The organism is Mycobacterium spongiae (assembly GCF_018278905.1).
Lineage (GTDB): Bacteria > Actinomycetota > Actinomycetes > Mycobacteriales > Mycobacteriaceae > Mycobacterium > Mycobacterium spongiae.
Genome location: NZ_CP046600.1, coordinates 4863412 through 4883161 on the forward strand (window position 1 = coordinate 4863412; position 19750 = coordinate 4883161).

At 66.8% G+C, this 19750-nt stretch carries 10 protein-coding genes; 7 read left to right on the forward strand and 3 right to left on the reverse strand.

The genetic code is table 11. The features are described from left to right. Positions 1-27: 27 nt before the first annotated feature. Positions 28-3948 carry a PE family protein gene (locus F6B93_RS23510; RefSeq protein ID WP_281426113.1) on the reverse strand — a complete coding sequence of 1307 codons (3921 nt, stop codon included), beginning with the start codon at positions 3946-3948 and terminating at the stop codon, positions 28-30. Between the two features lie 1247 nt (positions 3949-5195). Between F6B93_RS23510 and F6B93_RS19485 the strand changes: the two genes are divergently transcribed. Further along, on the forward strand, positions 5196-10931 hold the full coding sequence (locus F6B93_RS19485; protein ID WP_211696543.1) for a PE family protein: 5736 nt from the start codon (positions 5196-5198) through the stop codon (positions 10929-10931). A gap of 1581 nt (positions 10932-12512) precedes the next feature. Further along, complete coding sequence (locus F6B93_RS19495) at positions 12513-13328, forward strand: TIGR04255 family protein (protein WP_211696544.1); 816 nt, start codon at positions 12513-12515, stop codon at positions 13326-13328. Positions 13329-13380: 52 nt separating this feature from the next. On the opposite strand, the gene F6B93_RS19500 is transcribed toward F6B93_RS19495, so the two are convergent. Beyond that, a complete protein-coding gene (locus tag F6B93_RS19500) occupies positions 13381-14286 on the reverse strand; it encodes a class I SAM-dependent methyltransferase (RefSeq protein WP_211699616.1) in 906 nt (301 codons plus the stop codon). Positions 14287-14482: 196 nt separating this feature from the next. Here F6B93_RS19500 and F6B93_RS19505 point away from each other — a divergent pair, with 196 nt between their 5' ends. Together F6B93_RS19505 and F6B93_RS19510 are read left to right on the forward strand one after the other, a co-directional pair. Continuing rightward, positions 14483-14875, forward strand: a complete 393-nt coding sequence (locus tag F6B93_RS19505; RefSeq protein WP_211696545.1) for an ArsR/SmtB family transcription factor — start codon at positions 14483-14485, stop codon at positions 14873-14875. Between the two features lie 46 nt (positions 14876-14921). Continuing rightward, positions 14922-15122, forward strand: coding sequence for a zinc transporter Slc39a7 (locus tag F6B93_RS19510; protein WP_211696546.1), 201 nt, complete (start codon positions 14922-14924; stop codon positions 15120-15122). 39 nt (positions 15123-15161) lie between these two features. On the opposite strand, the gene F6B93_RS19515 is transcribed toward F6B93_RS19510, so the two are convergent. Next, positions 15162-16220, reverse strand: a complete 1059-nt coding sequence (locus tag F6B93_RS19515; RefSeq protein ID WP_211696547.1) for an oxygenase MpaB family protein — start codon at positions 16218-16220, stop codon at positions 15162-15164. A 79-nt stretch (positions 16221-16299) separates the two neighbouring features. On the opposite strand from F6B93_RS19515, the gene F6B93_RS19520 reads away from it, so the two are divergent. The 3 genes from F6B93_RS19520 to dusB all read left to right on the forward strand — a co-directional run bounded on the left by F6B93_RS19520 (position 16300) and on the right by dusB (position 19405). Then, a complete protein-coding gene (locus tag F6B93_RS19520) occupies positions 16300-16950 on the forward strand; it encodes a TetR/AcrR family transcriptional regulator (RefSeq protein ID WP_211696548.1) in 651 nt (216 codons plus the stop codon). A gap of 126 nt (positions 16951-17076) precedes the next feature. Next, positions 17077-18093, forward strand: coding sequence for an acyl-ACP desaturase (locus tag F6B93_RS19525; protein WP_211696549.1), 1017 nt, complete (start codon positions 17077-17079; stop codon positions 18091-18093). 145 nt (positions 18094-18238) lie between these two features. After that, on the forward strand, positions 18239-19405 hold the full coding sequence (gene dusB, locus F6B93_RS19530; RefSeq protein ID WP_211696550.1) for a tRNA dihydrouridine synthase DusB: 1167 nt from the start codon (positions 18239-18241) through the stop codon (positions 19403-19405). The last annotated feature ends 345 nt before the right edge of the window (positions 19406-19750 follow it).

Below are 19750 nucleotides of genomic sequence, written 5' to 3' on the forward strand. Positions count from 1 at the left end.
CTCGGGTAGGTGGCGTGTGGGTGCGGGCTACGCTTGCCCGTTGGTGCCGGCGGCACCGGCGGAGCCGCCCTGGCCGGCCGCACCACCGGCGCCACCATCACCGGCAACAGCAACGGGGCCCGACGCGTTGCCGCCCTGCCCCCCATTACCGCCGTTACCGCCGTTGTCGCCACCAACACCACCAACACCACCAGCACCACCCACCGCCGCGCCGCTTGAACCGCCGACTGTTGCATTGCCTCCGTTGCCGCCCTTACCGCCATTCCCACCCTCGGCCCCGCCCCGGCCACCGACACCGCCCGCACCACCGGCCGCTGGTCCCGACCCCCAATTATTCGCGAACTGGGCATCCCCGCCGCGCCCACCGTCAAACCCCGCACCACTATCCCCGCCACGACCTCCATTCCCGCTATTAACCGTCGCCTGCCCCGCAGAACCTTGGAACGACGCCCAGCCCCCGCCACCACCGTGACCGCCACGCCCGCTCTCGCCACCGCCACCGCCGTCACCACCGTTGCCGCTGGTGACCTCACTCCCATTGACGCTGTTTCCCTGAAGGGACGCATACCCACCATTCCCACCCCGACCAGCAACACCAGAACCAGTGTCACCACCTTTGCCGCCGGCACCGCCATTCACCTGTTGCGCCACATCTGCCTGCGCATCACCACCAGAGCCACCGTCACCGGCAGTCCCCGCGAGCGACTGACCGCCGACACCACCGGCACCACCCTTGGCGGAATGGGTTTCACCAACACCGAGGATCGCGTCACCACCATCACCACCACGACCGGCAACACCGTTGCCCGAGTCACCACCGAGCCCGCCGTCACCACCAACCGCACCGTCCTCTAAAGGCACGGCCGGCGGCGTTCCCGCCGCTATCGCGTCACCACCATCGCCCCCATGACCACCACCACCGTCAATGCCGTTTGCACCACCACCAACACCAGCGCCGCCACTGCCACCCGCACCCCCGGCACCACCACCGCCCCCTTCTCCATACCAACCAATAGCGTCACCACCCTGGCCACCGCCACCACCAACCCCGCCACCACCACCCGCACCGGACGACGCGCCACCGGCGCCACCATCACCACCCTTACCGCCGCTACCGGCCGCACCGCCGGTGGGCCTGAAACCCTTCGCATCACCGCCATCACCGCCCTGCCCGCCGACGCCACCGAGTTGCGCGGTGCCGCCGCGACCACCATTGGCACCGTCGCCACCAACACCACCCCTCGACCCCGTACCGACCGCATCACCACCAGCACCACCAGCACCACCCGCGCCCCCCGCGCCACCGGCACTCATCCCACCACCGCCACCAATACCACCCTGACCACCACGCGCATCAACACCCTCAGCGTCGCCGCCGTGACCGCCGCTACCGCCCTTCCCACCATCACCAAGACCGGCGGAACCACCTTTGCCACCGGCACCGCCTATTCCGCCTAGGGCACCATCACCGCTGGCGGCACCACCATCACCACCATCACCACCATCGAAACCGACTTGGTCGGTCGATCCGCCATCGGCGCCTTTGCCCCCGTTCCCGCCGACGGCTTTGCTACCTGCAGCGTCGCCACCATTGCCGCCCTGGCCTCCCTTACCGCCGGCATCCACTGCCGTTCGTCCGCCTGCGCCCCCTTCTCCACCCTTTGTTGTGCCACCCACTCCGGAAGTATCTGCTCGCCCACCATCGCCTCCAGCTCCGCCCTCGCCGGCCGCACCCCCGCCATCGCCCCCGGGACCCCCAACGGCTTGGTTGTTGTTGCCGTTAGCCTGTGCGAATCCTCCGTCACCACCGTGGCCGCCGAACAGCACACCGTCCCCCCCTTCGCCCCCCCAACCCCCGACAGCTTCACCAGCGTTGGTACTCGCGGTCGCACCGCCGCCGTCGCCGCCGTCCCCACCAATTAGGGCTCCGGCGCCCCCCGCCCCGCCCCAACCGGCGGCCACCGTTCCTCCGTGCGTGTTTAACACGTGACCACCATCACCGCCGGCACCACCGACGTAGCCGTCACCACCACGACCACCGTGACCGCCGACACTCTTGGAGTTGCCCGTGGAGAACGCCTCCCCACCGGCCCCACCCGCCCCGCCACGACCGTCGACGAGGGGGGCGTCTGGGTTGCCGATGCCGCCGTGTCCGCCTTTTCCGCCGTCGCCGCCCTTCACCAGCTGTCCGTTCCCAGACGCCTGCGCCCCTGCGCCACCAGCACCACCCACACCCCGCTCCGAATTCCCGCCGTCTGCGCCCTTACCGCCTCTGGCGTTCCCGCCCGTGGCGTCGACGACACCACCCTTGCCCCCGGCCCCACCGGTACCGGTTACCGCATCACCACCCGCGCCGCCCACGCCGCCGACGGCCTGTCCCGCAGATGCGGTCGCCGCGCCGCCATGCCCGCCGGCACCGCCGTCACCCGCCACCGTCGACTTGCCACCGGGACGACCTTGGCCTCCAAATGCATGGTGCCCCGTTGCTGTGCCACCGTTCCCACCAGCACCACCGTCACCGTTCTTCGCGCTACCGCCGAAACCGCCAAAACCACCGCGTCCCGTACCGGTTGAGGAGATGGCGTCACCACCGCTACCGCCGGCACCGCCGTTACCCGCCTCCGCCGAGTTACCACCAAACCCACCACGGCCGCCTTTTGCGCCTAGCCGCCCCGTCCCTGTGCCGGCGTTGCCACCGTCACCACCGTCTGACGTAGACCCGCCAAGCCCAGCTGCACTGCCGCCGTGGCCGCCGTTGCCGCCAGCCGCCCGACCGTTTGGCGCGTGGCCACTACCACCATCACCGCCGGCGCCGCCGGCGCCGCCCACACCGGCACCACCGGCACCACCATCGCCGCCCAGTGCGTCGAAGACGTCGGGGTTGTTGCCGAATTGCGAGGTGGCCTGACCCCCATTGCCACCCGCGCCGCCAACACCAGCCACGTTCCCGCCATGACCACCATTACCACCCTTAGCGCCTTCGGCCTCCGTGTCCGCCGGAAGCAGCAGGTTGTTGGTGTCGTTGCCGCCGTTACCGCCGTTGCCGCCATTGCCGACACCACCGAGGGCATCACCCCCGTCACCGCCAGGCTGGGCCGCCGACGTCTTCTGCCCGTTGTTGTATTGCGCGTCAGCCCCGTCAGCGCCGTCGCCGCCGTCGCCGTGGAGTCCACGGGCGTTGCCGCCATCACCACCGGGTAGGCCGGCCACACCGCGCCCGCCATCACCGCCATCACCGACCAACCACCCGCCCTCACCACCACGACCACCGCCGAGGCCGCCACGGCCCCCGTTACCGAACAGGCCCGCATCACCACCGCCACCACCGACACGACCCATCCCGGTCGCGGCACTGATACCACCGGCCCCGCCGTTGCCGCCATTGCCGAATAACCAGCCTCCCGCACCACCGCCACCACCGGCCGCGCCGGTCCCGCCGGCCCCGCCGTGGCCACCGGCGCCGATCAACCCCGCGGCCCCACCCGCGCCACCGGCTTGACCCGCGACACCGTCGCCACCGTTGCCGCCGTTACCGATCAACCAGCCCCCCGCACCACCGGCCTGCCCCGGCCCGCCATGGGCGCCATCGGCGATCAACCCTCGCCCCGTGAGTGCCAGCGTGGGCGCGTTGACCGCCGCCAGCGCCGCCGCCACTAAGGGGGAGGCGTTGGCGGTCTCGGTCACCGAGTACGCCCCGCTGGCCATGAGCAGGGTTTGCACAAACTCGCCGTAGGAGCCCGCGACCTGCACGCTGACGTCGTGATAGGCCCGCCCGTGGTGGGAGAACAGGGCCGCGATCGCTGTCGATACCTCGTCGCTGCCGGCGGCTAGCAAACCCGTGGTGTGCGTGGCGACGGCGGTGTTCGCTGCGCCGACGGCCGCGCCTACGCTCGCTAAATCGGTTGCGGCGGCTTCTATTATCCCCGGTCTTGTGATGACATACGACATAAGACGTCCCCTGTCGTTCGGTCCAGCGGTGCTGGTGTGGCAAATCACCCGAGCATCCACCGTAGGCACGTACACCCCACCACCGAGACGCGAAAAGCCTTCCCACAACAGGCGTGTCCCCAAGCACTGAGTCCACCGTGTCTTAGAGGCCCGCTGGCCCTGGGTGGGGGCCAGTAACGACGATCAATCACCTAGCTGGCCGCACAAACCAACCCGCTTCGGACGCGGTGCCTAAGCTGCGCCGCCGACGAACTCGCCGCGGCGCAACACCAACAACGAGATCCACCGAGCGTGCCGCGTCCGCGGCGACGCCACACCACTGCGGCCGCGCCTATCGCGGCACGGATGCGGACGCCGCCAAGGAGCCTCGGTAGCAGAATCCACGCATCAAACCGCTGCCGACCGAATCCGAGCCCCACAAGGACGCTGCGCGAGAGGTAACGAAAGGAAATCTTCAGCCCGGCCACCAACCGACGCACCGTGAGCATGCTCACGGCGGTTCTGGGTATGCCCGCGCGGTTTGCGCGCACAGCCGTCGGGCTGGCTCGTTCGACCCACCCACTACCTCTGCGTGACCCAGGCTCCGGCTGACCGTGACGCGGGGCCACGCGGCAGGCTGCGCGACTACTCCACCGACCACCCCCACCACAGGTTTCGCCGTGCGTAGACCTCCCTGCGCCACGACTAGGGCAGGAAAGCCGCCGATACGCCAAACATCCTGTGGGCGAATGATTTCCAGTTCAACTCCACTATCGCTGGCAACGCCGGCAAGACTACCTCGATCCTCGATAAGCACACCCGCGAATCGTTACCGCATATCGTGGAGCGCTCGATCCCCGCCGAGCGGCTGATCGAGGACTTGGAGAGTGTTTCGCCCCGGCCGGTGGCCCGCCGATGGTGCTGCGCATGGACACGATCGGGACCTCATTTCTCAGGCTCTGCAATCGTTTTGCGCCGGGAAGGTAGGGATGACTTACATCCCGCCCGCGGCGCCGCGGGCCACATCGAATCGTTCAACAACCGCCTACGAACGCAGTGCCTCAACGGCAACCATCGGACCAACAACTGAAATCGGCATCAATCACAGCCTGGCTCCAAAACCAGGTGGACCGATTATCGGGGGCCTGCCAGTTGCGGCGAGGGTTTATGGCGATTCGCCTCCCGGTGGCCGTGTGTACGTGCATACGGTGAGTCCTCGGGTGATTTGCCACACCAGCACTGCTGGGCCGAACGACAGGGGACGTCTTATGTCGTATGTCATCACAACACCGGCGATAATAGAAGCCGCCGCAACCGATTTAGCGAGCGTAGGCGCGGCCGTCAGCGCAGCGAACACCGCCGTCGCCACGCACACCACGGGTTTGCTAGCCGCCGGCAGCGACGAGGTATCGACAGCGATCGCGGCACTGTTCTCCCAACACGGGCGGGCCTACCACGACGTCAGCGTGCAGGTCGCGGGCTCCTACGGCGAGTTTGTGCAAACCCTGCTCATGGCCAGCGGCGCGTACTCGGTGACCGAGACCGCCAACGCCTCCCCCTTGGTCGCAGCCGCGCTGGAAGCGGTCAACGCGCCCACGCTGGCACTCACGGGGCGAGGGTTGATCGCCGATGGCGCCCATGGCGGGCCGGGGCAGGCCGGTGGTGCGGGGGGCTGGTTGATCGGTAACGGCGGCAACGGTGGCGACGGTGTCGCGGGTCAAGCCGGTGGCGCGGGTGGGGCCGCGGGGTTGATCGGCGCCGGTGGCCACGGCGGGGCCGGCGGGACCGGCGCGGCCGGTGGTGGCGGTGGTGCGGGAGGCTGGTTATTCGGCAATGGCGGCAACGGCGGGGCCGGTGGTATCAGTGCCGCGACCGGGATGGGTCGTGTCGGTGGTGGCGGTGGTGATGCGGGCCTGTTCGGTAACGGGGGCCGTGGCGGCCTCGGCGGTGGTCGTGGTGGTGAGGGCGGGTGGTTGGTCGGTGATGGCGGTGATGGCGGGCGCGGTGTGGCCGGCCTACCCGGTGGTGATGGCGGCAACGCCCGTGGGGTTGCCGGTGATGGTGGTAATGGTGCTGATGGTGCTAATGCGGTGTATGCCAACGGGGAGCAGGTGTCTGCGGCCACTGCTGGGGGTGATGGGGGTGATGCCGTGGGCGCTGTCGGCGACGGCGGCAATGGCGGTGATGGGGGTAGCGACACCAACAGCCTGGCGTCTGAGGGTGATGGCAGCAACGCCGACTCTGTAGGGGGTGCTGGGGGTAGTGGCGGGGCTGGTGGGTCCCAGGGTGGTGATGGGGGTCATGGGGGTTCCGGTGGTGCCGCTAGCTCGACCAATGGCGCCGCGACCGGTGGTTCGGGTGGTGGCGGTGGTGATGCGGTCAGTGGCGATGGTGGTGATGGCGGTGCTGGTGGCGAAGGGTTCTCGAGGGGCTGGTTGCAGGACGCGAGCGGTGGGGATGGTGGCGTGGGTGGTTCTTCTGGGGGGGTTGGTGATGGTGGTTTTGGTGGGGATGGAGGTTCTGCCCGGTCAGACGCGGGGACAGCGCATGGTGGTAGCGGCGGTGACGGGGGGAAAGCGAACGGGATTGTTGTTGGTGGTAGTGGTGGTGATGGTGGTAGTGGTGGCCAGGCGCTTGGGCGGCAAAGGGCAACCGGGGGAGATGGTGGTGCGGGTGGCTACTCCTTGGTCGGTGGTGATGGTGGGGATGGTGGGGATGGTGGTGGGGCCACGTCAATAGAAGGTGTGGCTGCTGGTGGGCGGGGCGGGCACGGGGGTGACACGGGTGCATGGGGTGATGGCGCTCTGGATGGTGGTGCTGGTGGGCATGGTGGTGATGCGGACGGGTGGTCGGGGGCATCCGCTGGAGCCGGTGGTCGCGGCGGGTACGCGTTGAGTGGTGATGGTGATGGTGGTCGTGGTGGGGATAGTGGTGAGGCGAACGCATTCCATCGCGGGGATGCTTTCGGTGCTGATGCTGGTGACGGTGGTGGAACGTCCAAGGGTGCCGGTGGTGCTGGTGGGAATGCTGGTGCGGTGACAGCGCACGATGGGGCCGCGTGGGGGGGTGCTGGTGGTGACGGCGGCGACGCAGCGAGTGGTGTGGGTGGTGATGGTGGTGCTGGGTCTACGGCTACGGGTACTGGCTCGGTGTTCGCCGGTCACGGCGGTGACGGCGGCAGCAGTCGCAGCGAAGATGGTCCTGGTGCCGGTGGTGATGGTGGTGAGGCGATCGCGTTGGGTGGAAATGGTTTCGGTCGTGGTGGTGATGGTGGTGATGGTGGTGAAGGTTTTGGTGGTGTTGGTGGTGCCGGTGGTGATGGTGGTCACGCCACTAGCCCGGATGGGGGTTCGGGGAGTGGGGGCGATGGTGGGGATGGTGGGAAGGGTGGTTTTGGCGGCGATGGTGGGACCGGTGGGGCGGGTGGTCGCGGGGGGGACGCGTCTGTGAGTGGTGATAACGGGTTTGCTCAGGGGGGTGCTGGTGGTGATGGGGGGGTCGCTCGTACGCAGGGTGGTCTTGGTGGTGATGGGGGTTCCGCGCAGGTGAGCGGTGCGCGTAGTCATGCCATTGGCGGTGGTGGTGGTGATGGTGGTGAAGCGACTAGCCCGGATGGTGGTTCGGGGGGTGCGGGGGGTGAGGGTGGTTCGGCGACGAATTCCGGGACGGGGGGCTCGACAACCGGTGGTGCTGGGGGTGAGGGCGGCTCGGCCCGGAACTGGCGCGGTTTCGGTGGTGATGGTGGTGCGGGTGGTGCTGGTGGTGGGGCGAGCGGTCACAATGCCACGGGCGGGGCCGGTGGTGATGGTGGGGATGGGGGTGAAAGCACTAGTCCTGGTGATGGTGGTGCGGGTGGGGATGGTGGTGCGGGTGGTAAGGCTTTCGGTAGCGAGGACTCCAGCTGGGTTAGAGGTGGCGCGGGTGGGGACGGTGGTGATGGTGGTGCGGCTTCGCCTCAGGTCGGTCGTAGTGGTGATGGTGGTGGCGGTGGTGCTGGTGGTAGTGCCGAGGGTCACAATCCGACCGGCGGGGCTGGTGGTGAGGGTGGGGCTGGTGGAGGCGGCAGATTTGTGGGTGATGGCGGTGCCGGTGGTGCTGGTGGTTCGGGAGGTAAGGCTGTGGGTGTTGGTCCTACCGGTGGTGATGGTGGTGACGGCGGGGTTGGCGGGCAGGGCGGCATCATCGGCGCCGACTCCAGCGACAACAATGGTGGTGTAGGTGGTGCGGGTGGTGTGGGTGGTCATGCGATCGGCACCGCTGCCACCGGTGGTGCTGGTGGTCGTGGTGGTGACGGTGGCACCGGAGGTGCGGCGACCTCTCCTGGTGGTGGTCGTGGTGGTGACGCCGGTGTGGGTGGGCATGGTGGTGGCGCGACTGGTTCTGATCCGACTGGTGGTGATGGTGGGGATGGGGGTGTTGGTGGTTCCGGTCGTTTTGGCACTGTCGCTAATGGTCATGGTGGTGATGGTGGCCATGGAGGGGACGCGAAAACGTTGTTGTCGGGAGGTGAGGGCACCGCCCTTGGTGGCGATGGGGGTGATGGGGGCGTCGCGAATGGCGGTGATAGTGGCCGTGGTGGTGATGGTGGGAATGCGACTTTGGCTGTGGGCGATAACGGTGTTGCGCTCGGCGGCGACGGTGGGGCTGGTGGGGCGTCATCAGCACGTATCGGTGGTGCCGGTGACGGTGGTAACGGTGGGCACGCCCGGACCAGTTCTGGGCTCGCTGTAGGGGGTGATGGTGGTGTTGGTGGTGACACGGTGCACCAGTTCGGCGGTGCGGGTGGTGCCGGTGGGGATGCGACGGTTTTCCCCGGCGGTGACGCTGCCACGTTCGGTGGTGATGGTGGTGAGGGTGGCCAGGCCACCGGTCATGGCACCGGTGGTGTCGGTGGTGTTGGTGGGCAGGCGTCGGCGCATTCTGGGAACGCGCGTGGTGGTGCTGGTGGTGATGGTGGGCAGGGTGCCGTGGCTGGTGGTGACGGTGGTGAGGGTGGAGATGCCGGCGCGGCCTCCGGTGGCGCTACCGGTGGCGATGGTGGTGTGGGGGGTGATGCTCCTGACACTGCTGGCGATGGTGGTCATGGGGGTGAGGCATTGTCGAATAGTGGGGTAGCGCGTGGTGGTGATGGTGGTATGGGGGGTGATGCTCATGTCTTCGATGGTGATCCCGATGATGGTGAGGGTGGTTTCGGTGGTAACGGTGGGATGGCCATTTCCGACCTGTCGGTGGCGTGGGGTGGTGATGGTGGTGCCGGTGGGCAGGGCTCCATTAGTGGTGGGGGTGGTCATGGTGGGGCGGCGTTGACCGATTCTGGTCAGGCCCTGGGGGGTGATGGTGGCGTGGGTGGCGACACCGCGGGCAAGGCCCTGGATGGTGGTTTTGGTGGTGATGGTGGCGACGCTGATGCCGACAGTGGCATCGCTGTGGGTGGGCAGGGTGGTGATGGTGCCAGCGCCACCGATGTCGGTGGTAGGGGTGGTGATGGTGGGTCTGCCGTCGCGGATTCCGGTGACGCGACCGGGGGTGATGGTGGTGTGGGCGCTGGCGGCGGGACTCTCGCTGGTGACGGGGGTGATGGGGGGGCTGCTGGCGCTCGTGGTGGGGTTGCGTTGGGTGGTGATGGTGGTGCCGGTGGTGATGGTGGTGAGGCGAGCAGTGCGGGCACCGGCGGTGCCGGGGGTGCTGGTGGGGCGGCTTCGTCGGACTCTGCTGACGCTTATGGGGGTGATGGTGGTGTCGGTGGTAGCGCTTATGGGGCGGCGGGTGCCGGTGGTGCTGGGGGTAGCGCGCAGTCCAGTGATGGGGCGGCCCTAGGGGGTCAGGGCGCTGATGGGGGGGCGGCCACGGCTAACACTGTTGTGGATAAGGCTCGTGGTGGTGACGCTGGCGCCGGTGGGGACGCTTCTTCAGGCTCTGGTAACGCTGCGGGCGGTGATGGTGGCGCAGGGGGCTTGGCCACGAGCACCGATAGCGACACTCAGGTCACCGGTGGCCACGGCGGTGGCGGTGGGAATGCTTCGTCGGATTCTGGCGAGATTGTTGGTGGTGACGGTGGTGCTGGAGGTGCGGCTACGGGTGCCGGTGACGGCGCCGCCGGTGGTGCCGGTGGTGCCGGTGGTGCCGCTCATACCGATCAGAATGCTGTCTCGGCCACGGGTGGTCACGGTGGTGCGGGTGGCGACGCGGATTCAGCGGCGGGCAAAGCGACCGGTGGTGCTGGCGGGCACGGCGGCGCTACCTCTGGTGCCGCCGGCACCGCTGCGGCCGGCACCGGTGGTGACGGTGGGCAGGGGGTCCTAGACACCGATCCCACCGCTGGCGAGGCCTATGGGGGTGCGGGTGGTGACGGGGGCGCCTCAGAATCCGGGATTGGTGGTGACGGCGGTGACGGCGGCTACGCGACAGCACAGACAGCGCAATTCGTGAGCAGTGGTGACGGCGGTGACGGCGGTAACGGCGCCACCGCGGCAGGGGCAGGCGGAGCCGGCGGTTTCGCGGAGGCCAATAGTACTCCTTACGCCGAAGGCGGTGACGGAGGTGCCGGCGGTGCCAGCACTGGCGGTGACGGCGGAAACGGCGGAAACGGCGGAGGCATTTTTGCCAATGGGGCGGTGCCGGTTTCCCTTTTCGCGGGTAACGGTGGTGCCGGTGGTGACGGCGCCACTGGCGTTGATGGTGGACGCGGCGGAGCTGGTGGACTCGGTGGGCCTGCGAACACCCCGGGGATTGGCATCGCAACTGCTGGTGCCGGAGGTCGGGGCGGCCTCGGCGGCAACGGCGGCGATGGCGGCACCGGCGGGCAGGGGTGGTCTACGGCCGGCGGTGGCAACGGTGGTGCAGGGGGATTCGGAGGCAACGCCGTCGGCGGCGTCGGCGGCAACGGCGGCAACGGCGGCGCCGGTGTCGGTGGTATCGAAGGTCTCGGTGGAGCCAAAGGGCTCGGTGGCCAACCTGGCGGCATCGACGGCCAGCCGGGGGAGTCGGTCACTCTGGCCCCCTAGCGTTGACCATCCTGGACCGAGGCCGGCTGTGGGCGTCGGTTGGAGTGGCTCTCTGCGTTCGACGTCGAGTGTCCGGTTGGTCACCTCCTTCAACCGGGCGTTGTCTTGTCTCGAGTTCTTGAGCTATCCCGTTGGCCCTCATCCGGGTCGATGGTGGGCGCCGCGAAGTGATTCGGGTTCACGGCGTTGAGTTTTCGAGGACTTGGCGACCGATGGTGGTGATTCTGGGTGATCGGGTGATTGTAAGAGCCGGAATTGCTGGGCTGGGTGCCGAGACATCCGAGGGTGGGTGGCTGCCGTTGGTGAGTGCGGTGTCGGCGGTGCTGGATTCTGCGGCAACTGATTTGTTTGGCTTTGTTTGGCTTTGTTTGGCCTGGGTGCGGCGAATGCGGCCCTATCTGCGCCAACGACCGGCCTGTTATGGGGGCGTATCAGGATGTGAGTGCGCTGTTGGCGGGGCTCAGCGAGTCTGTGCGGGCGTTGATCTGGCCGTGAGAGTCTGAATCGGCCCGGGGGGATGCCCTGAGGTGGCCCGCTGGTGAGGCGCAGGTGCGTCGGTGTGACAGTGTGATTTCGCTCCACCTTTGCGATACGCCGCGGCGGCTATACCGGCTTGATTTCGCCCCACCTCAGCGTGGTCGTTATCCGGACAGCCCGGATCGCTGATCACGACAGGTGGGGCGAGATAGTACGCACGCGGGTGGAGCAGTTCGCGGCTATTCGCCGTGATCATCGAGTGGACGGGATGTCGATTCGGGCGCTGGCCGATAAGCATCACGTGCACCGGCGCACGGTGCGCCAGGCGCTGGAGTCGGCGATCCCGCCGGAGCGAGGTGCCCGAGCGGATGCGCCGCGGCTGGAGGCGCTCAAGTGTGCGATCGACGAGATGCTGCGTAGTGATCTAGATGCGCCCAAAAAGCAACGCCACACTACCCCGCGCATCTTGGACCGGCTGGTCGATCAGCATGGCGCGGTGGACGTGTCGTCCTCGACGGTGCGTAACTACGTCGGTAAGCGCCGACCGAGGCAGTTGTGTCGTCATCCTCGCCGAGCACCGCTCAGCTGCCGTGCCCAGTCGGCACCCGGCCGCTGCCCAGGGTGGAGCATGCTGGGACGAGAAACTTCATGACCCGTCCGCATTACGTGACCGCGTAGCCGGCCACCGCGGCGATCGAGCAAGGCCGTCACACGCTGCGGCTGCCGACGATTCGCGACCGGTTCGCCGAAATCGCCGCCGCTGCTCAGCGTGAGAAGCTGTCCTAACGCGGGTTTCTCCCTGAGGTCGTCATCGCCGAAGGCGACGACGCACCCACCGCCGCGCCTAACGCCGGGTCGGCGACGCGAGTTTCCCGCGCCCAAAACAGTTGGACGAGTTCTCCTTTAACGCCAAACCGGCGATCAACCCGGCCATCATCAGACTGCTGGCCACCTGCACGTGGATCAAGGCAGGGCACCCGTTGCGTTTGATCCGCGACTCGGGAACCGGTAGTGACCTGGGGCGATGGGTGACGTGTTCGGCATCGGATACCCAAGGCGCGGGCCGCGGTGAGGCGCACAGACGACGTAGCTATGCTGCAGAGCATGCTTCCCGAGACGAGCCAGGACGAGGCCCAGCCCAACGCACCCGTAGCCCTTGTGACGATGGAAATTCGCCACCCTACAACTGATGCGCTCACGGAAGCGGCGAGCCGGGAAATCAAACATCTGCTGATCGATCAATTGCCCATCGAGCGCCAGGCCCAAGACGTGCAATGGGGCGTGACAGCCCCCGGCCAGCCCCCGCAGCCAGTCGCGGATCGCTTCGTTCGTTACGGCAACCGCGACAACACACTGTCCGCCTCGCTGAAGAATCAGGCCATTGTCATCGAGACCAGTGCTTACACGAGTTTCGAGGCTTTCTGCGAAATCGCGATGCAGGTCGTGGACGCCCGCTCACAGGTCTCATCGATCGTCGGGCTGGAGCGCATCGGTCTGCGCTTCGTCCTGGAGATCCGCGTCCCGGCCGGTGTCGATGGCCGCATCACATGGAGCAACTGGATCGACGAGCAGCTGCTCGGCCCGCAGCGGATTGCCCCCGGCGGCCTGTTCCTCACCGAGTGGCAGGGGGCCGCGGTCTACCGCGAGGCGGAGCCGGGCAAATCGCTGATCGTGCGCTACGGCCCAGGTGTCGGCCAGGCGCTGGACCAGAATTACCACCTGCGTCGCATCACCCCGCCCCAAACCGGGCCGTTCTTCCTGATGGACATCGACAGCTTTTGGACGCCCAGCGGCGGCTCTATTCCCGAGTACAACCGCGACGCCCTGGTCTCGACATTCCAGGATCTCTACGGTCCGGCTCAGGTGATATTCCAGGAGATGATCACCGGCCGTCTCAAAGAGGAGCTCATGCGCCAGTAGGGCGCGACCGCGCCGCCACAGGCGGCCCGATATTTCAGTTCAATGATTGCGCTTAACGCTGCAGCACTGCGCTGCAATAGGTGACGTCGGAGAACGCGGCGGCAAGTTCGTCGTCGGGATAGACCAAGCCGTTGGCCTCGTACAGCTCGTCGGTCCGGTGCGACGAGGTCTGCCAGCCATTGCGGGTCAGGTGGTCGAGGATGTGCCCGCGTTGGCCGTGGTAGACGAGATTGTCTAAGTCCATGTCCAATCCGAGCTCACTCATCTTGCCTTGGTGGTTGCGCCACCGCTCATCGCTGAAGATCGCCGTGTCGGGTACGTATTCGAAGGCCAACCGACTGCCGGGGGCACTCAACGCGGTGATGTTGTCGAAGAGCGCGTCTTGGGCGGCGTCGGGCAGGTAGACCAGCAACCCTTCGGCACTCCATGCGGTCGGCGCGTTCGGGTCGAACCCCGCTGTCTGCAGCGCAGCGGCCCAGTCGTCACGCAGGTCGACCGCTACAGTGCGCCGCTCGGCGGTCGGCTCAGCACCGAGATCACGCAGGGTCGAGGTCTTGAATTCGATCACCTCCGGCATGTCCACTTCGTAGATGACGGTGCCGGCCGGCCATGCGAGTCGGTAGGCGCGCGCATCCAGGCCCGCCGCCAAGATGACCGCCTGGCCAATGCCGCCGCGCGTCGCGTCCAGGAAGAATTGGTCGTAGAACCTGGTGCGGCAGGCCATCCCCTGGGCCATTCGCAGCGGACTGAACTCTGAGTCCGGGTCGAAGGTGATCTGCCCGTCGACGAGGCGGGTGTAGACGTCCATACCGACGGCACGCACCAGCGGCGCCGCAAACGGGTCGTCGATCAGCGAGAATTCCGGGTCGGCGGCCAGCGCACGCTGGGCGGCGACCATGGTCGCCGTCGCCCCGACACTCGTCGCAAGATCCCAATGATCACGGTCGGTGCGCACGATACTGCTCCTTCATTCAGGAAACCGCTTCAGCCACAAATGTAGATAGTCTTACTAATATACTAGCCGCCGCTCTCAGCGCCATACCGAACTCCCCCACTACCCTCCGATTCACGGTTGCCGACAGCATTCGCCCCCGCCGGCGGGCCTGAGCAGGCAATCTTGACAGCCTGTTATCCACGTGCTCTATTATCTACGTATGAATGCAGATAGTAGAGCATTGCGCCTGCCGGCCGACCAGGTCAGCTTGGTCGTCGAGGTGTTCCGGATGCTGGCCGACGCCACCCGCGTCCAGGTGCTGTGGTCGCTGGCAAAACACGAGATGTCGGTCAACGACCTTGCCGAGCATGTGGGCAAGCCAGCTCCGTCGGTCTCCCAGCACCTTGCGAAGCTGCGCATGGCGCGGCTGGTGCGCACCCGCCGGGACGGCACCACGATCTTCTACAGCCTGGAGAACGAGCACGTTCGCCAGCTCGTCATCGATGCCGTCTGCAATGCCGAACACGCCGGCCCCGGGGTTCCCCCGCATCACCGCGCCGATGGCGGTCTGCAGGCAGTCGCCAAACCGCCGGCTACCGAAGACGCCGGCTAGACCCTAGCCAGCAAACAAAAATGTGTCCCACAAGGAGAGGAAACCCATGACAACCGACCACACCCACGACGCGCCGCACGCCCACGAGCACAGCCACGGCGACGTCACCCACACGCATGCACACACCGACCACGAGCACGCTCACGTTGAGCACGCGCACTCGCACACCCACGACGAAGGCACCGAGCACACCCACCAGCACGTGCATCAGTCCGGGCTCGAAGAGGTGCACGCCCACGCGCACTGAGGATGCGCGCACGCTGCCCCAGGAGACGTGATCAGATGGTCACAGCCTGGGGCAGTAGTGCATCGGGTTGTCCCGCTCGTCCAGCGGCGGCAGATTGCGTGCGGGTGTGTGTACCAAGGGCGTATCCGCCGGGATCCGCCCACTGGCGCGGTCCAAGCCCGCCCGGGCACGCGGATGCTTGCGATATCGCGGGGGCACCACCGCAAAGACCAGGCGGACGATGTCGCCGAAGCGGCGATGCCACCATTCGTCGCGGCGCGACCACTGATAGCCCATCAGCTCGCGCACTGACGGATCGTAGAGACCGACGGTCAGCCAGACGAAGAACGGGCCCAGTAGTTTGCGCTGCGCGGCCCACAGCCAATCCGGGACCCATTGGGCGAAAGGAGGTTTCGGCAGTTCGGTCAGATCGAGCACGGCGCGCGCCGCGAGGTTGTTCTCTAAAACGTTGCGGCACATGTGATCCCAGTAGTTTTGGAATTCCTCCCAGGAGCCTGGCACCGGCCGCATGCTCATCCCGTACATGCGGTACCACTCGATGTGTTCGTCGAATAGTGTTCGCTTCTGCGCTTCGGTCAGTCCACCGCAAAATCGTTCCGCCACATGCAGAGTCCCGACGAAGAAGGTGGCATGCGCCCAGTAGAAAACGTCCGGGTTCAGCGCGTGGTAGCGCCGACCCACAGAGTCGACGCCTTTGATCGTGACGTGGTAGTCGCGCACCTCGGCGCCGGTGATCGGGGCTCGATCGCCGTCGAAGACTACTCCGCCAATCGGATACAGCGACCGCAGCAGCCGCGGCCAGCGTTCCCGGAAGAACGTCGAGTGGTCCTCGACCGCGGCACCCAGCTGCGGATGCATGTTCTGCATGGAGCCGGCCCAGGGTCCCTGCAGCATGCCGCGCCAGTCACCGAAGTACCGCCAGGTCAGCGAATCCGGGCCTAGCGGCGCGGGCGGCGCCTCGTAGCCCAACGGTGAGACTGGGCAGCCACCGGTCACCGCGCTGACGTCATCGGACCGTGCAGCCGGGCCTGGGGCTTCCGCGGACGCGTCGGCGACGGTGCTGGTCAGCGGACAGCTAGCAGACGTATGTTGGGTCACCGGTGGTCTTCCCTGCTGATCTTCCGTGGACGGCGGGCTCTTGACTACACGCGTTGTCACTATGAAGTTTAGGAGTCATGTGCAGACCGGTCAAAAACGGGGCCGCTGGACCGGTGTCCCCCTCGAGAGTCGGTACGCCATGCGCCGAGAAGACCTCATCGCCGCGGGCGTCGCACTGCTCGGCGGCGAGAACGGACCCGCGCTCACCGTCCGGGCGGTGTGCCGCCAGGCCGGTCTGACCGAGCGCTATTTCTACGAAAGCTTCACCGACCGTGAGCATTTCGTCTGCGCGGTGTACGACGACGTCTGCACCCGAGCGATGGCTACGCTGACCTCCGCGGAAACCCCCCAGGAGGCAGTCGAGCGATTCGTCGAGTTGATGGTCGATGATCCGGTGCGCGGGCGAGTGCTGCTGCTGGCACCGGCCGTCGAACCAGCGCTGGCTCGCTCGGGTGCGGAGTGGATGCCCAACTTCATCGAATTGGCCCAGCGCAGGTTGTCCACGATCGTTGATCCGGTGCTGCAGCAGCTGGTTGCCACCAGCATGATCGGCGCCCTGACGGGCTTGTTCACCGCCTATCTGGATAGGCGGCTCGAAGCTACCCGCGCGCAATTCATCGACTACTGCGTCGCCATGCTACTGAGCACGGCCACCAGCTACGCACCTCCACACGGGGGCCGCGAGGACGGGGCAGGCGATCACGCGATCTCAGCCGGGCAACGGGACTAAGGCTGCGCACCTTACACCTACCGATTCACCGAGAAAGGCGGCCACGCGCCGACGCGCAAACTTGTTGCTACTCAGCGACACAGATATATTGAGTGCAACCAATAGACACAGATAACTGGAGGACCCATGTCGGCCGCGTTGACCGACCTAAATCTGTTACACGAACTTGAACCGGTCGTCGAGAAGTACCTGAACCGGCACCTGAGCATGGTCAAAGAGTGGAACCCGCACGACTACATCCCGTGGTCGGACGGCAAGAACTACTACGCGCTGGGCGGCCAGGAGTGGCACCCCGAGCAGAGCCAGCTTTCCGACGTCGCCCAGGTGGCGATGGTGCAAAACCTGGTCACCGAGGACAACCTGCCCTCGTATCACCGTGAGATCGCCATGAACATGGGCCAGGACGGCGCCTGGGGCCAGTGGGTCAACCGCTGGACCGCCGAGGAGAACCGGCACGGCATCGCGCTGCGTGACTACCTGGTGGTGACCCGCTCGGTCGACCCGGTGGAGCTGGAGATGCTGCGTCTCGAGGTGGTCAACCGCGGTTTCAGCCCGGGACAGAACCACCAGGGCAACTACTTTGCCGACAGCGTCACCGACTCCGTCATCTACGTCAGTTTCCAGGAGTTGGCCACCCGGGTCTCGCACCGGAACACCGGCAAGGCCTGCAATGACCCGGTGGCTGACCAGCTCATGAGCAAGATCTCGAACGACGAGAACCTGCACATGCTCTTCTACCGTGACGTGAGCGAAGCCGCGTTCGACCTGGTACCGAACCAGGCGATGAAGTCGTTGCACCTGATCCTGCACAACTTCAAGATGCCGGGCTTCCAGGTACCGGAGTTTCGACGCAAAGCGGTGATCATCGCCGTCGGGGGCGTCTACGACCCGCGCATCCACCTCGAAGAGGTCGTCATGCCGGTGCTGAAGAAATGGCGCATCTTCGAGCGCGAGGACTTCACCGGCGAAGGAGCCAAGATGCGCGATGAAATTGCGCTGCTCATCAAAGAGCTTGAGCTGTCGTGCGACAAGTTCGAGGAGTCCAAGCAGCGCCAACTCGACCGGGAAGCCCGTACCGGCAAGAAGATCGCCGCCCACGAACTGCACAAGACCGCCGGCAAGCTGCCGATGAGCCGTCACTAGCCCGGCGACGATGCAGAGCGCGCAGCGCGATGAGGAGGAGCCGGGCAATCCAGTTCCGCCCGGCGACGATGCAGAGCGCGCAGCGCGATGAGGAGGAGCCGGGCAATCCAGTTCCGCCCGGCGACGATGCAGAGCGCGCAGCGCGATGAGGAGAAGCTGGGCAATCCGGTCTAGCTCATTGCGCATCGGCCCGATCGAGCTGGCCAGCCCGGTTGTCTTGGCACCGATGGCCGGGGTGACCAACGTCGCATTCCGCACCCTGTGTCGTGAGCTGGAGCAGTCGACGGTCGGCACCGTCAGCGGACTGTACGTCTGCGAAATGGTGACCGCACGGGCGCTCGTCGAGCGGCATCCCGTCACCATGCACATGACGACGTTCTCCGCGGACGAGTCGCCCCGCTCGCTGCAGCTCTACACCGTCGACCCCGCGACGACGTACGCGGCTGCCAGGATGATCGCCGACGAAGGCTTGGCCGATCACCTCGACATGAACTTCGGCTGCCCGGTGCCCAAGGTGACCAGGCGCGGCGGCGGGGCGGCGCTGCCGTTCAAGCGGCGACTCTTCGGTCAGATCGTGGCCGCGGCGGTGCGCGCCACCGAAGACTGCGCCATACCGGTGACCGTCAAGTTCCGCATCGGCATCGACGATGACCACCACACGCATTTGGACGCCGGGCGGATCGCCGAAACCGAAGGCGCCGCCGCCGTGGCGTTGCACGCCCGGACCGCCGCGCAACGCTATTCCGGCAACGCCGATTGGAACCAGATCGCCGCACTCAAACAGCACGTGTCAACCATTCCGGTGCTCGGCAACGGCGACATCTACGACGCGAGCGACGCGCTGGCCATGATGGCTGCCACCGGCTGCGACGGCGTTGTCATCGGCCGCGGATGCCTGGGCCGGCCGTGGCTATTCGCGGAGCTGTCCGCGGCGTTCACCGGTAGCCCGGCACCGACCCCACCCACACTGGGCGAGGTCGCCGACATCATCCGTCGGCACGGCCACCTGCTGGCCGAACACTTCGGCGAAGACAAAGGCATGCGGGATATCCGCAAGCACATCGGCTGGTACCTGCATGGCTTTCCGGCGGGATCCGAGTTACGGCGGGCGTTGGCCCTGGTCAAGAACTTCGACGAGCTCGACAGCCTCCTGACCCGATTGGACGGCGGTGCGCCGTTCCCCACCGCCGGGTATGGCCCGCGAGGGCGCCAGGGCTCCCCCGCTCGGGTGGCCCTCCCCGAAGGTTGGCTCAACGATCCCGACGAGTGCGCAGTGCCCGACGGCGCCGAGGTCATGCACTCGGGTGGCTGAATCGGAGCGCCGGCAAGCGACGGTAAGGGAACCGAGACGCACCTGAAATCGCGTCTCAGCCGATAAGTCAGTACCATGTGATCCCTGCGGCATCATGCGACGCCGACTTCGGCGGCGCCGCGTTGACGTGCGCACACGAACACCGTTGACGTCGGCAACAGACTTTCGGAGGCCGTAGGACATGAGTGACGGCGAGGAAGACGCCACTCTTGACCGTCGGCGCGCGTCCGCTGACGACGCCGATCACCAACGAATTACCCCAGATTCGCACGGAACTCCAGGCGCCATGCCGTGGGAACGGTTTGTTGGACCAACATTCGACCCGACGCCCCGACGATCCACACC